This is a genomic window from Rothia sp. HMSC064F07 (genome assembly GCF_001837265.1).
Lineage (GTDB): Bacteria > Actinomycetota > Actinomycetes > Actinomycetales > Micrococcaceae > Rothia > Rothia mucilaginosa.
Genome location: NZ_KV831921.1, coordinates 1 through 13,705, shown reverse-complemented (window position 1 = coordinate 13,705; position 13,705 = coordinate 1). Strand labels below are relative to the sequence as shown.

General features: G+C 56.7%; 11 protein-coding genes. 2 read left to right on the top strand and 9 right to left on the bottom strand.

Features of this window, described 5'->3' with window-relative positions:
* Positions 1–53 precede the first annotated feature (53 nt).
* Entirely contained in the window at positions 54–1,529 is a 1,476-nt protein-coding gene (locus HMPREF2712_RS00775; RefSeq protein ID WP_070819013.1) for an amino acid permease, read from the bottom strand.
* A 437-nt stretch (positions 1,530–1,966) separates the two neighbouring features.
* Positions 1,967–3,433, bottom strand: coding sequence for an amino acid permease (locus HMPREF2712_RS00770; protein ID WP_070819012.1), 1,467 nt, complete (start codon positions 3,431–3,433; stop codon positions 1,967–1,969).
* Between the two features lie 539 nt (positions 3,434–3,972).
* Here HMPREF2712_RS00770 and trmB point away from each other — a divergent pair.
* Positions 3,973–4,779 carry a tRNA (guanosine(46)-N7)-methyltransferase TrmB gene (gene trmB, locus HMPREF2712_RS00765; protein ID WP_070688376.1) on the top strand — a complete coding sequence of 269 codons (807 nt, stop codon included), beginning with the start codon at positions 3,973–3,975 and terminating at the stop codon, positions 4,777–4,779.
* Between the two features lie 134 nt (positions 4,780–4,913).
* Here trmB and HMPREF2712_RS08995 read toward each other — a convergent pair whose 3' ends face one another.
* The 3 genes from HMPREF2712_RS08995 to tnpA form a co-directional block, all read right to left on the bottom strand.
* Positions 4,914–5,897, bottom strand: coding sequence for a hypothetical protein (locus tag HMPREF2712_RS08995; protein ID WP_141762284.1), 984 nt, complete (start codon positions 5,895–5,897; stop codon positions 4,914–4,916).
* 2 nt (positions 5,898–5,899) lie between these two features.
* Positions 5,900–6,640 carry a Pycsar system effector family protein gene (locus HMPREF2712_RS00755; RefSeq protein ID WP_141762556.1) on the bottom strand — a complete coding sequence of 247 codons (741 nt, stop codon included), beginning with the start codon at positions 6,638–6,640 and terminating at the stop codon, positions 5,900–5,902.
* A 214-nt stretch (positions 6,641–6,854) separates the two neighbouring features.
* Positions 6,855–7,289, bottom strand: coding sequence for an IS200/IS605 family transposase (gene tnpA / locus HMPREF2712_RS08880; protein WP_239663332.1), 435 nt, complete (start codon positions 7,287–7,289; stop codon positions 6,855–6,857).
* Between the two features lie 26 nt (positions 7,290–7,315).
* Between tnpA and HMPREF2712_RS00750 the strand changes: the two genes are divergently transcribed.
* Positions 7,316–8,554 (top strand): RNA-guided endonuclease InsQ/TnpB family protein, encoded by a 1,239-nt coding sequence (locus HMPREF2712_RS00750; RefSeq protein WP_049346853.1) that lies wholly within the window; start codon positions 7,316–7,318, stop codon positions 8,552–8,554.
* Positions 8,555–8,717: 163 nt separating this feature from the next.
* On the opposite strand, the gene HMPREF2712_RS00745 is transcribed toward HMPREF2712_RS00750, so the two are convergent.
* From HMPREF2712_RS00745 to dnaK, 4 genes are all read right to left on the bottom strand, one after another.
* Positions 8,718–9,224, bottom strand: a complete 507-nt coding sequence (locus HMPREF2712_RS00745; RefSeq protein ID WP_070819010.1) for a heat shock protein transcriptional repressor HspR — start codon at positions 9,222–9,224, stop codon at positions 8,718–8,720.
* Positions 9,225–9,227: 3 nt separating this feature from the next.
* Complete coding sequence (locus HMPREF2712_RS00740; RefSeq protein ID WP_070819009.1) at positions 9,228–10,205, bottom strand: DnaJ domain-containing protein; 978 nt, start codon at positions 10,203–10,205, stop codon at positions 9,228–9,230.
* Positions 10,206–10,542: 337 nt separating this feature from the next.
* Positions 10,543–11,121, bottom strand: coding sequence for a nucleotide exchange factor GrpE (locus HMPREF2712_RS00735; RefSeq protein WP_070819008.1), 579 nt, complete (start codon positions 11,119–11,121; stop codon positions 10,543–10,545).
* 2 nt (positions 11,122–11,123) lie between these two features.
* Positions 11,124–12,956 (bottom strand): molecular chaperone DnaK, encoded by a 1,833-nt coding sequence (gene dnaK, locus HMPREF2712_RS00730; RefSeq protein ID WP_070819007.1) that lies wholly within the window; start codon positions 12,954–12,956, stop codon positions 11,124–11,126.
* Between the last annotated feature and the right edge of the window lie 749 nt (positions 12,957–13,705).

The following is a 13,705-nucleotide window of genomic DNA, read 5'->3' as shown; positions in this document are numbered from 1 at the left end:
TAGCCCCGGGCCGATAACCGGCGCGACTGAGCCTGGTTGCCTAGCGCAGTTGCCTAGCGTGCCGAGAAAATCTCCGACGCCTCCACAATCGCAATCTGTGCGGTGCGGGTCGAGATTGCCTCTTCGCGACGTGCATCAGCGCGGCGCTTGAAGAACCAGCCGATACCCAGAATCGCGAACCAGACGGGCATTGCCATCAGACCCATGAGGGTTTCCTCATCCATGGTGAGAACACCGATAGTGAAGGCGAAGAACGCCAGGGACAGCCACGCGGAGAAACGGCCACCGGGCAGGCGGAAGTGCGACTTCTCGTGACGCGAGGGGAACTTCTTGCGGTACATCAGGTAGCTGACCATAATCATGGCCCACGCGAAAATCACCAGCACCGCAGCCACGGTGGTGACCAGGTTGAACGCACGAGAAATCGAGTCACCTGCGTAGAGCAGCACGATGGAGGAGAGCAACATCACGGCCGAGAGGAACAGCGCGTTACGCGGTACACCGTTCTTGGAAATCTTGCCAAGGAACGCGGGGGCGCTACGCTCGCGCGCCAGGCCGAATGCCATACGCGAGGTAGAGAAGATACCGGAGTTCGCCGAGGAGGTCGCACTGGTAATCACCACAAAGTTAATGATGTGCGCGGCGATGCCCAGGCCCGCCAGAGTGAACATGGCGACGAAGGGGCTCTTATCGGGGCTGACGAGGCGCCAGGGGGTGACCATCAGGATGACGGCGAGCGCACCCACGTAGAAGACCATAATACGTACCGGCACGGCGTTGATTGCCTTGGGCAGAGTCTTTTCGGGGTCCTGGGTTTCTGCGGCGGTGGTACCGACGAGCTCGGAGCCCATGAACGCGAAGACGGCAATCTGGAATGCACCGAGGAAGCCAATCAGGTGGTTGGGGAACATTCCGCCGTCGTTCCAGAGGTTTGCGACGGATGCCTGCGCGCCATTGGGTGAGGTGAATCCGATGGCGATCATGCCGCCGCCAACGATAATCAGGGCGACGATGGCGACGATCTTAATCATGGAGAACCAGAATTCGATTTCGCCGAAGTTCTTCACGGAGACCAGGTTCAGGGTCAGCAGAACGCCGATGACGGCGAGCGCCGGGATCCATGGCTGCAGGTCGGGCCACCACATGTGCAGGTAGCCGACGATTGCGATGATGTCCGCGACGGCGGTGACCACCCACATGAACCAGTAGGACCAGCCGAGGAAGAAGCCCGCCATGGGGCCGACAAGGTCGGTGGTGAAGTCAGAGAAGGACTTGTACCTCAGGTTGGAGAGCAGAATCTCGCCCATAGCTCGCAGTACCAGGAAGATGACGGCGCCGATGAGCATGTACACGAAAATAACTGAGGGACCCGCCAGGGAGATGGCGCGACCGGAGCCCATGAACAGGCCCGTGCCGATGGCACCGCCGATGGCGATGAGCTGGATGTGGCGGTTGCTTAGACCGCGGTGTAGTCGCTCTCCCTGTTCGGGAGCTTTAGGATTCAGGCTGACGTTGTTCTGTTCAGTCACGACGTCCTCTTTTCAGCGGTTGTACCCCGTACCGCATGTACCCCTAGTGTAATGAGAATCATTAAGATTCAGGAGGTATAGCTAATGCATGAATATGCGGCCATTTGCTTGCGGGGTGTCCCCGGATTTCGGGGCGAGGCTGAGGCTCTGCCAGCTACCGCGCAGTATTCGGAAGTGTCACACTATCGATTGACGCGGAGTTTTTCTGAGAGCCCTCACAGCTACTTGGATAGTTATTCTACAGGTATTAAGTGCAAGAAAACAGGATTTACAGCAAAAATGTGACCTGTTTCTATTATTTACATCATATCAAGCAGTGTAAAAAATACCGCCCCGAACGTAAACAGGCAGGCATGAGGGCATGCGAAAGCCCCGCCTCCGCATCCTCAAAGAATGCAGAAACGGGGCTTACCAACAGCGCCGCAGAAAGAACAGAATTACTTCTGAGCAGCCTCTTCAGCAGGCTTCTCGGCGGCCAGTGCGCGAGCACGCTTCGCCGCATGGTGGCGGGTCAGAATCTCGTAGCCAATAGCCAGAGCGATGAACCAGATGGGGGTCAGCGCCAGACCGATTGCGGTATCCGGGTACAGGCTCAGGGCGTAGACCATAACAGCAAAGAAGACCAGACCAAACCAGCTCATACCAATACCCCAGGGCATCTTGTATACGGATGCCTCGTGGCGTTCGGGGAACTTCTTACGGTAGACCAGGTACGCAATCAGGATCATACTCCAGGTGAAGATACCCATCATCGACGCCACGGAGGTCACCACGGTGAACGCCTCCATAATGCCGCTACCGGCGTACAGCATGACCAGGCTGAACAGCAGCAGCACGGTGGTCAGGTACAGGGCGTTGGCGGGCACACCGTTCTTGGTGAGCTTGCCCAGTGCGGAGGGTGCGGCGCCGTCGTGTGCCAGACCGTACACCATACGGGAGGTGGAGAAGATACCAGAGTTTGCCGAAGATGCCGCGGAGGTCAGCACCACGAAGTTCACCAGCGATGCCGCAACCGCAATGCCCGCCAGGGAGAACATGCCCACGAAGGGGCTCATGGACTTATCCAGCTTGTCCCAGGGGGTCACGGCGAGGATGGTCATCAGCGGTACAGCGTAGAAGAGCGCAATGCGGAAGGGCACAGCGTTAATAGCCTTGGGCAGGGTACGTTCGGGGTGCTTGGTCTCAGCCACAGCGGTGCCGACGAGCTCAGCGCCCACAAAGGCGAAGAGAGCAATCTGGAAGGAGCCCAGGAAGCCGGTCACGCCCTGGGTGAAGATACCGCTACCGGAGGGGCCGGGGTGGTCCCACAGGTGGGTTACGGAGGCGGTAGTACCGTCGGGGCTGGTGAAGCTGAAGGCGACCATGAGCGCACCAACAATAATGAGGGCGACAATCGCGACGATCTTAATGACTGCGAACCAGAATTCGATTTCACCGAAGTTCTTTACCGAGGGCAGGTTCAGCAGCAGCAGAGCCACGATAACGGTCAACGCCGGGATGAATTTGGGCATGTCGGGTAGCCAGTATTGCACGTAGCCGGTAATCGCGATGACGTCCGCGATACCTGTGACAACCCAGAAGAACCAGTACGACCAGCCGACGAAGAAGCCGGCGCGCAGACCGAGAATGTCGGTAATGAAGTCGGTGAAGGACTTGTACTTGGGGTTGGAGAGCAGAATCTCGCCCATGGCGCGCAGAACAAAGTAGATGACGCTACCGATAATGGCGTACACCAAGACGATGGAGGGGCCGGTCAGGGCGATAGTCTTTGCCGAGCCGAGGAAAAGGCCGGTGCCGATGGCGCCGCCAATAGCGATCAGCTGGATGTGTCGGTAGCTTAGTCCGCGCTGAAGCTTAGAGTGCTCAGCTTCGGAGTCTAGGCCGGTGACGGAGTTGTGCTGCATTGGCTGCTGTGTCACGTGTTTCTCTTTCCTGCGTCGATTCGCCCTAAATTTCACTCGGGGGCGAGTCCGGGTGGTTGGTATTCGTGCATAATCCTGAACGGCGCGCCAGGAGGCGGTTCCCGCGCTTCCCGAGCCGGCGCGGTGCGCTTGGGCTTGTGGGCTCCGATTTTGCGGGCTTCCGACTTCTTGCATCGCCGATAAAAGGTTATGCAGAGAATGCATAATTTCAAATTTTACCCCCTCATACCCACACAAGTACAAGGAATACAACATCACCAAATTTTTGAGACGGGGCGATTGAGACGGGGCGAGCCTGTGGCATCCCTCAACCTCCACCCAAAACACGCCCCGCACCACCCCTGAGCCGCCGCACTTTTGTATGCGTGCTGAATTTCTGTGTTTCTCAGACCGGCATGTTCCCGGCTAGTTCAGTCTCACACCCGGCTAGTTCAGTCTCACGCCCGGCTAATTCAGCGTCATGCCAGCCCCGCACGCCGCGACACCGCACGGTATAGCGGCGCTACGCTATTCTTTTAGGTATGTCTACTGAGAACACGCAGCCTAGCCAGGCACCCGAATCCACCGAAGAAAAGGCCAAGAAGCCGGTTCCCGAGGAATTCTTCCGCCAGCCCTACTCCTTCGTCCGCCGCGGCGACCGCCTCACCGCGCGCCGCCAGAAGGCGTGGGACACCTACTCCCCCACCCACGTGCTGGACATTCCGCGCCTGCGCACCGACACCTCCGTCGCACCCGAGGCAACCTTCGACCCGGTCAAGATTTACGGCCGCGAGGCATACCAGGTCGTCGAGATCGGTTCCGGTCTGGGCGAGGCGATTGTGCACCGCGCAGCTGAGGTTCCCGAGGCGAACTTCCTCGCCGTTGAGGTGTACACCCCCGGCATTGCGGACCTGCTGCTGAAGATGGGCAACGCCGGCGTGGAGAACGTGCGTGTGGCTCAGGCGAACGCGCCCGAGCTGCTCGACAACATGCTCGAGGAGAACTCCGTGGACGAGCTGTGGGTGTTCTTCCCGGACCCCTGGCACAAGTCCCGCCACCACAAGCGCCGCCTGGTGTCCCCGGCGTTCGCTGATAAGGTTGCGCGCGTGCTCAAGCCCGGCGGCATTTGGCGTCTGGCGACCGACTGGGAGGAGTACGCCCTGGTCATGCGTGATGTTCTGGAGGCGCACCCCGACTTTGAGAACGTGAACCCCGGCACCGGTGCGACCGAGGAGGATCCGCAGGGTGGTTGGGCTCCGCGTTGGGAGGGCCGCACCCTCACCAGTTTTGAGCGTAAGGCTCAGGAGGCGGGCCGCCGCGCGCACGACCTGACTTACCGCCGCAAGTAAGCAGGGATGCGTCAGCGTTAGTTGGCGCAGCTGAGCGCGGGTCAGCGCGAATATACGTTAAGGAGGTGAGGCTCCCCGGTCGTTCGGGGGGCCTCACCTCCTTGTTCATATACGGATTCTTCTATAGCTAAACCCTATGATTCATCAGCCGACGCATGTTTCAAAGCCTTCTCGTAGATAAATCGGTAGGAGTCATTTCTAGATTTTTCAAACTCTTCCAGCTTCTTTATTTCTTTCGAAATATTAATCTGCATGGGTGCACCAGTAAGTTCTTCAAGAATCGAGAAATTTCCTATAGGGACATAATACAGAGGGTACTCAACAAGACCAGTTTCTTTAATGGTGCACCCTTTTAGCTCACGTTCTCCCATAGAATATATACTAAATGGACTTATCTTATTTTTTTCAAGACCCACCATTACAAGATAAGCCAAATAGGGCGATAGAATCATTCGATGCGCCTCAGATTGCTCTGCAACCCTAAACCCAAGATCAACATCAGCTCCAATAAAATCTATAAAATAGTCTTTTTGGATCTCGTGGAGATTAGTTCTACAATCACTGAATGATTTCAGGTCAGCGGAACTTCCAATACCCAAACCTCCTACCTGATTTTTTAAATCCTCCTTACCTTTTAGATTGTTATTCCAATCCTTAGGCATAAGATTCCAGCGATAATCCCAGGGGTTCCCTTGCGAATGAAGAAGAAAAGCGTAGCTACGCAGTTTTAGGGTGTATGACGAACCAGGAATCTGACTGGGAGAAACTGATTCAAGAGATGCAATAAATTGCTGCAACGCCTCTCCAATAGCTACCGGTTCAGGCCTGCCGTCGTCTCCAATAGGTATGATTCGGAGATACACCAGCTCATCGCCCCTGACTCTCCATAAGAACCACCCTGTATCGACGCCAGATTCAACCTGATGATTCGACTCCCTCAGACCTTTATCGAAGCTTTCCATAAAGGTTGATATTACGCCGACACCAGAAATAGGATACTTAATTTTTAAAGCAGTTGATTCACTAATATCAACACCACATACCAATATAGCGTGAAATCCACCCCCAGCCCTTCCAGAATCGATGGACCTATTATCTACATAATCAGCACTAATCAAGCCTACTTCACTTTCTTTTTATATGACATCCAAAGACCAATAATTACAAGAACACTAATTACAAGAGCAATAACCAGAGCAGAACATACCGGCCATTCATAGAAAATTGTAGAAATCCATGGGATAAATCCAGTCGCTGACAGCACCAAGAAGAGCGAACTTAAAAATACTGAGGTCTGAAGTTTCTGGACATTTTTAAATTTAGTATTTGCAATATTTGCAAGCTTCACTAGTTGACCACTGAGATATTCATCCCTTTTATCGAATGAAACATTTTTCAAAATATATCTTTGGTTACTATTTTCGTATGACCCATAAAAAAATACGTTTCCTTCAGCTCCTCCAACTTCTCTATTAGGAAACTGAAGAAATCCAATCCCGAAAGAGGTAATCACACTAACAACAAATGAAACTACCCAAAAATACGTCCATAAATTCCAAAAGCTATTATTTTTATCCATAGCAGGGATGAGTGAGCCATAAGCCGCTACGATAAAGCCCTGGACGGCCAACAGCATCTGGATTCTTACGTCAGCATTTTTAATCCAATCGGAGAAGTACTGAACAAGTCTCCATCTCTCCTCATAACTCACGCCCTGCTCAACCGGAGCTGGTGCTTGGGCCTCAGCCGGTGCCCGATTATTATCAGTTGCTGCATCGCCAGACCCTGCCTGATTCTCAGTAACTTTCTGCTCTTTGATAGCTACTGGCTTCCACTGCATAAAGGTGTTCCAGACGAACAAATTTTTCACTCTGCCAACCCCTCTTCCATCTCAATACCCCGAACTTGTTAGTCCAACTATGCTATCTCCAACTATATAACCAAGCAGGTGAGGCTCCCCGTTCGTTCGGGGAGCCTCACCTCCTTGTGTGTGGGTCCAAGTGCATGCGGGGCGGGGGTCTACCCTCCCTCGCTTCGTATGACGCTAAGACGCACAAGTCTATATAAGTAGCTGACTAGCCTAGACAAGCTAGAACAGCCGGGCTGTTTATCCCAGTGTAGCCGGTTAGCGCGGCTTGCGATAGAGCACCACTAGCAGAGCCTGCGTAATACGAGCGTGACCACAGATGCCCATCCAACAGGTAAGGGGCAATCTCATCCGCGTAATCTCGCCGTAAGATACGCGAGGAAACACCTTTGAGGGAATTGACCAACTTGGAAACAGCAACTGTTGCAGGGTATCCCACCAGCAAGTAAACGTGATTGGCCCCTCCGCTGAACTCTTCCAAGGTTGCGCCGAAGTTTTTACATACGTCCCGCATGATGTTTTCACAGGTTTTCAACATGTCATCTGTGAAGACATATCGACGGTATTTAGTTACAAACACCAACTGGACATGAAGATCCCAGATAGCTTGTCTTCCAGTGCGAATGTCTGCATTATCTGCCATGACACCAAGTATATAATGGAGATGTTATGTTGAAGCGTTACCGATACCGCGCATACCCAAAACCGGGCCAGGTCGAACCTATTGCCCGACTCTTTGGATGCGTGCGCGTAACCTACAACGACGCTTTAGCCCACGCACTAGAGACCTACCGGCTCACCGGCACTAAACCTTCAGCCGCTGAACTGTCCGCACGCCTGACTGCGTTAAAGAAAACCGAGGAACGATTCTGGCTGAGTGAGGTCTCCTCCGTACCCCTACAACAAGCCTTACGTGACTTGGATAAAGCCTATAAGGCTTTTTTTGCTACTGTCACTGGCCAGCGCAAAGGTAAACGCGGCGCTCATGCACCGCGCTTTAAAAAGCGCAGTCACCGCCAGTCAGCAAGGTTTACGAAGAACTCCGGGTTTATAGTGCATGAAACAACTCATCGAGTCGGTTTTGTGCGCTTGGCCAAAATTGGAAATGTGCGGTTCGTGCTGTCACGCCCTCTACCTGCTGAGCCATCCTCAGTCACACTCATTCGTGAGCCGGATGGGAAGTACTATGTCTCATTTGTTGTGGATGTGCCTGCTGAAAATATTCAGATACCGGAGCCTTCTGCATACGCTGTCGGTGTTGACCTAGGCCTGAATCGCCTGGCCGTAGCTGTCAATTCTGAGGGTGAACGGGTGTTCTTTGAGAACCCCCGCCCTTTAAAGAAGGCAGCGGCACGTCTTGCTACGCTTCAACGTCAGCTCTCCCGTAAAAAGCGCGGTAGCAACCGCTACGAAAAGCAACGCATCCGCCTAGCCAAAGCTCACGCCAAGGTACGCAATACAAGGAGCCATTACGCGCATCAGGTAGCAAACAAGGTGGTGGACGAGAACCAAGTCATCGCCCTGGAGAACCTGAATGTGGCTGGTCTGTCGCGTACCCGTTTAGGTAAGTCGGTATTGGATGCCTCATGGGGTTTATTACGCCGTCTGATAGAAGAGAAGGCTGATGAACGTCATCGCATGGTGGTCTTTGCTGACCGGTTTGCCCCCACGTCGCAGCTGTGTTCTGTGTGTGGTGAGCCGGGCGGTAGAAAGCCGCTGAATATCCGTGAATGGGCGTGTACCAAGTGTGGTATGCGCTTAGATCGAGATGCTAATGCGTGTGTGAATATTATGCTCGCCGCAGGACTTGCGGAGAGTTTAAACGAACAGAAGAGGGACGTAAGACGCCTGCTTGCGGGTGCTGTTGCTGTTGACGCTGTTAACCCACCGAGAGCCGCATACCTGTAGGGTATGCGGCTGGCAGGAGTCCTCTTTGTTCGCAAGGAGGAGGAAGTCAACCTCCCTCACGCGGCGTATACACAAAGACGCACAAGCCTATATGGGTGGCCGACTAGCGCAAATGAGCTAAAACAGCCGAGCCGTTTATCCAAGTGTAGCGGGTTTAGCCGGTTTAGCGCTGCGGCTTCGTATCATCCGCCGTAGCCGACTGGTGACGCTGACGGTACAACACCACAGCCGAAGAACGCTGACGAGGCGCCGGGCGGGTACCGCGGGCAATATGCACCACGTCGCCACTGGTACCGGCGGCGAACACACGCTCCGTCAGGCCCAGCTTCACCTTCGCATCTTCAACCTGACGCTGCAGTGCCGCAATCTGTTCCTGCTGCTCCTCCACGAGGGACTGCAACTCAATAATGCGGCGAATACCCTCCAGGGAGACGCCCTCCTGCGAGAGCTGCTGAATCTGCTGCAGACGGTTCACGTCACGCTGCGAGTAGCGGCGCGCCTTACCGGGCGCACGCGAAGGCTGAACCAGGCCGATACGGTCGTACTGGCGCAGGGTCTGCGGGTGCATGCCCGCCAGCTCAGCCGCCACAGAAATCACGAAAACCGGCAGGTCCACGCTGTGCAGCGGCTTGCCGCTACGAGACTTGGATGATGATTCTCGAGATGCCATAGTTTACTTCGCCTTCTTCAACAAATCCTTACGCGGGTTCTCCTGCGGTGCCAGTTTTACGAACTTGTCGAATGCTTCCTGCGCCTCTGCGCTCAGCTCGGTGGGCAGAACGATTTCGGGGATGACCATCAGGTCGCCATCGCCACCCTTAGCCTTGAAGCCGCGGCCCTTGGCACGCAGTCGGCGGCCAACCTGGCCGGGTGCCAGGCGCAGCTTCACGGTGGATGCGTCGGGCAGGGGCACCTCGATTACTGCGCCGTCGACGGCCTCGGCGAGGGTGACGGGTGCGCGCATGATCAGGTTGTTGCCCTCGCGCGAGTACACGGAGTCGTCGGAGACGCGCACGGTGACCTTCAGATCGGCGCCGTGCAGGCCCTTGCCGCGCAGGCGCACCTTCTGACCGTCCTTAATACCGGCGGGGATGCGTGCCTCGGTGTGGGAACCGTCCGGCAGGAACACGGTCACGGTTGCGCCGGTGTATGCCTGGGCGAGGCTGATGCGGGTGCTGGTGGTGCTTTCTTCGGGGGCTACGTGCTGTGCGCCGCCGAAGCCGCCACCGCCCATGCCGCCGAAGTCGGCGCTGGTGAAGCCTGCGGAGCGTCGGGAGCCGCCCGCGCTACCGCCGAAGAGGCCGCCGAGCAGGTCGTCAATGTTGATGCCCGCCCCGCCACTGCTGAAGCCACCGAATGCGTCCGCGCCGGGGTAGCCGGTGTAGCTGCCACCACCGAAGCCGCCCATGCCTGCGGCACCGTAGCGGCGGATCTGGTCGTACTCCTCGCGCTGCTTCTTGTCGGAGAGCACGTCGTATGCTTCCGAGATTTCCTTGAACTTCTTCTCCGCTGCGGCGTCGCCGGGGTTCAGGTCGGGGTGGTACTTGCGGGAGAGCTTGCGGTACGCCTTCTTGATGTCGTTTTCGCTTGCGTCTTCGCTGACACCCAGTGCCTTGTAGAAGTCGTCAGTTATCCAGTTTTCACTTGCCATGTGTTTGTTTCTCCTCTCGCGGTGATGCGCCGCCCTCCTCGGTTACGGGACGGCTAGCAGGGCACCACGTTCTTGTCTTAATGCTCTATATAAAAGTTTAGTCTACTTGACTCAATTTTGGAAGGGGCTAGACCAAAAAATAGCGCCCTCCAAGGGTTTTTCACCGCGACCACAGCTCGCCGCATCCCAGACAAACACTCCAGCAAACAGCCCCAGCAAAACAGCCCAGGCAAAACATCCAGGGTAAACGACACAAGGCAAACAACAGGGCGGGCACTCCCCCGCTGGGAGAGCACCCGCCCGTCGTTAGTTATTCAGCCAATGCTTAGCCGTCACCTTACGCTGCAACAGCCACAGCCACCTGAGCGGTACGAACCACGCGGTCGTTCACGCGGTAGCCGTAACGCAGAACCATGGAGACATGATCCTCAGCCACCTCGTCGGTGGGCTGCTGCAGTACAGCCTCGTGGATGTTCGGGTCGAAGGCGTCGCCTACTTCACCGAAGCGCTCCACGCCCTGCTTGCCGAGCAGCTCTTCAAGCTTGGTAGCGATGGAGGCGAAGGGGCCTTCCTGCAGGTCGCCGTGCTTGCGTGCGGCGTCGATATCGTCGAGCACCGGCAGCAGCGCGGTCACCAGTTCACTGGTTACGAAGCCTCGCAACTGCTCCTTTTCGCGGGCGGTGCGGTTCTTGAAGTTAGTGAACTCGGCCTGCAGGCGAAGCAGGGAGTCCAGGCGCTCTGCGGCGAGTGCCGCGTCAGCAGATTCTGCTTCTACGGCGTCCTGGAGCTCAGCCTCGACGGCTTCCGCAGCTTCCTCGGGGCTTTCGACCGATTCAGCTTCGGGGTGGCCTTCCGCTGCGGGGGCATTGAATGCCTCCTCCAGCGGGTCGGGGGTGGTGTTTTCCTGCTCAGCCATGATTACTTCTTCTCGTCTTCGTCGATAACCTCGGCGTCGACAACGTCCTCATCAGCGGCGGGCTTGGACTCGGATGCCTCAGCCTGTGCTGCTGCGTAGAGTGCCTCGCCCAGCTTGGATCGGGATGCCTGCAGCTTCTCGAATGCGGACTTCACTGCTGCGTCGTCGTCGCCCTCGAGTGCCTTCTTCAGCTCGTCGACATCGCCCTGGACCTCGGTCTTGACGTTCTCGGGCAGCTTGTCGCCGTTCTCCTTCAGGAGCTTCTCAGTGGTGTATGCGACGGACTCGGCTTCGTTGCGGGTGTCAGCAGCCTCGCGGCGTGCCTTGTCCTGCTCAGCGTGTGCCTCTGCGTCCTTGACCATGCGGTCGATGTCGTCCTTGGAGAGGGAGGTACCGCCGGTGATGGTCATGGACTGCTCAACACCGGTGCCCTTGTCCTTTGCGGAGACGTGCACGATGCCGTTTGCGTCAATGTCGAAGGTAACCTCAATCTGGGGCACGCCACGGGGTGCGGGGGCGATGCCGGTCAGCTCGAAGGTACCCAGGTTCTTGTTGTCGCGAGTGAACTCACGCTCACCCTGGAAGACCTGAATGGTCACGGAGGGCTGGTTGTCCTCTGCAGTGGTGAAGGTCTCGGAACGCTTGGTCGGGATTGCGGTGTTGCGCTCGATCAGCTTGGTCATCACGCCGCCCTTGGTCTCGATACCGAGGGAGAGGGGGGTGACGTCGATCAGCAGAACGTCCTTACGGTCGCCCTTCAGCACGCCTGCCTGCAGTGCTGCACCCATTGCCACGACCTCGTCGGGGTTCACACCCTTGTTGGGCTCGCGGCCGGTGAGCTCCTTGACGAGCTCAGCAACAGCGGGCATACGGGTGGAGCCACCGACCAGGATGACCTCAGAAATCTCGGAGATGGACACGCCAGCTTCCTTGATTACGTCGAGCACGGGCTTCTTGGTGCGCTCGAGCAGGTCGCGGGTCAGTTCCTCGAACTTTGCGCGGGTCAGCTTCTCATCCAGGTGGATGGGGCCCTCGGGGGTCACGGACAGGTACTGCAGGGAGATGTTGGTGCTAGAAGCGCTGGACAGCTCCTTCTTAGCCTGCTCAGCTGCTTCCTGCAGACGCTGCAGAGCAATCTTGTCCTTGGACAGGTCTGCGCCGGTGTTTGCCTTCACCTGTGCGAGCAGCCACTCGACGACGCGGTGGTCCCAGTCGTCACCACCGAGGCGGTTGTCACCGCTGGTTGCGCGAACCTGAATGGTGGAGAAGCCGTCGTCGTCCTTGCCAACTTCCAGCAGGGAGACGTCGAAGGTACCGCCACCGAGGTCGAAGACCAGGATGAGCTCGTCTTCCTTACCCTTGTCCAGGCCGTATGCCAGTGCTGCGGCGGTGGGCTCGTTGACGATACGCAGGACGTTCAGACCTGCAATCTCGCCGGCTTCCTTGGTTGCCTGACGCTCAGCGTCGTTGAAGTATGCGGGAACGGTGATGACGGCGTCGGTGACCTTGTCGTTCAGGAATGCCTCTGCGTCGCCCTTCAGCTTCATGAGGATACGAGCGGAGATTTCCTGCGGGGTGTACTTCTTACCGTCGATCTCGGTGGTCCAGTCGGTGCCCATGTGGCGCTTGACGGAGGAGATGGTGCGGTCGACGTTGGTCACCGCCTGACGCTTTGCAACGCTACCGACCAGAACCTCGCCGTCCTTGGAGAATGCGACGACGGAGGGGGTGGTGCGGGTGCCCTCTGCGTTAGCGATGACGACCGGGTCGCCACCTTCCAGTGCTGCTACGACCGAGTTGGTGGTACCGAGGTCAATACCTACTGCACGTGCCATATGTTTATTCACTCCTTAGGTGTTAGTGCCCCGCTTCTTCTAATGCGAGGCGGGATAGTTTGAAAGTTTTGGAGGCGGTCGGTGCTGCGCGTGCCGCTCCGTGTGGGGTGGTCTGCGCGGCTCCTTGAGCCTCATGTACTCAAGTATGCACCCTCTCGAAAGGGCTGTCAAGAGACTTGAGCGAACTTTACTCAACTTTTTTATGTTGAGGGGCGTGAAGGGTGGGGCTTTCGGGGGTCTGGAGGGGCGTTTTACGGGTGATTTTGAGGCGGCGGCGAGACGTGAATGGGCGGTTTTGCCGCGGAATTCCGCGGTTTTTGGGCGGCGTGTGGGCGCGGCGCGGCGATTCAGCGCACGGCGGACATGGGTGGGTGCTCGGGGCGAAAAAATTTTTAAGAAAGGGGCGGAAAACCGAAAAATTGGGGTGCGAGAGGTGCCGGGAGGTGGTCTGAGCGCACCTTATATAGGGTGTGCGGGGCGATTTTTAGGCGTGATTTTTAAGTCTGGAGGCTAGGCCCCTGGCAGCGCTGCTAGGGGTGCGCTTCGTGCAGGCTCGTCAGCTACAGGCGCCTGCCTGAGATCTCAGAGAGTCATTCCTCTTATATATAGAGGACATGTTTGCAAGCTCCATCGCTCGCTCTATGGAGGTGTCTTCACTTGTCCAACCCGTAATTCTTCAACCTTCACCTGTGGCTTGAGGCTACCCGCCTGCCGTATGCTGGTTACGACCATATCCTCTCAAAGTAGAC

Coding starts and splice junctions, on each gene's coding strand:
- HMPREF2712_RS00770 (WP_070819012.1), bottom strand. CDS start 3,433: ATGCAGCACAACTCCGTCACCGGCCTAGACTCCGAAGCTGAGCACTCT.
- trmB (WP_070688376.1), top strand. CDS start 3,973: ATGTCTACTGAGAACACGCAGCCTAGCCAGGCACCCGAATCCACCGAA.
- tnpA (WP_239663332.1), bottom strand. CDS start 7,289: ATGGCAGATAATGCAGACATTCGCACTGGAAGACAAGCTATCTGGGAT.
- HMPREF2712_RS00750 (WP_049346853.1), top strand. CDS start 7,316: ATGTTGAAGCGTTACCGATACCGCGCATACCCAAAACCGGGCCAGGTC.
- HMPREF2712_RS00745 (WP_070819010.1), bottom strand. CDS start 9,224: ATGGCATCTCGAGAATCATCATCCAAGTCTCGTAGCGGCAAGCCGCTG.
- HMPREF2712_RS00740 (WP_070819009.1), bottom strand. CDS start 10,205: ATGGCAAGTGAAAACTGGATAACTGACGACTTCTACAAGGCACTGGGT.
- HMPREF2712_RS00735 (WP_070819008.1), bottom strand. CDS start 11,121: ATGGCTGAGCAGGAAAACACCACCCCCGACCCGCTGGAGGAGGCATTC.
- dnaK (WP_070819007.1), bottom strand. CDS start 12,956: ATGGCACGTGCAGTAGGTATTGACCTCGGTACCACCAACTCGGTCGTA.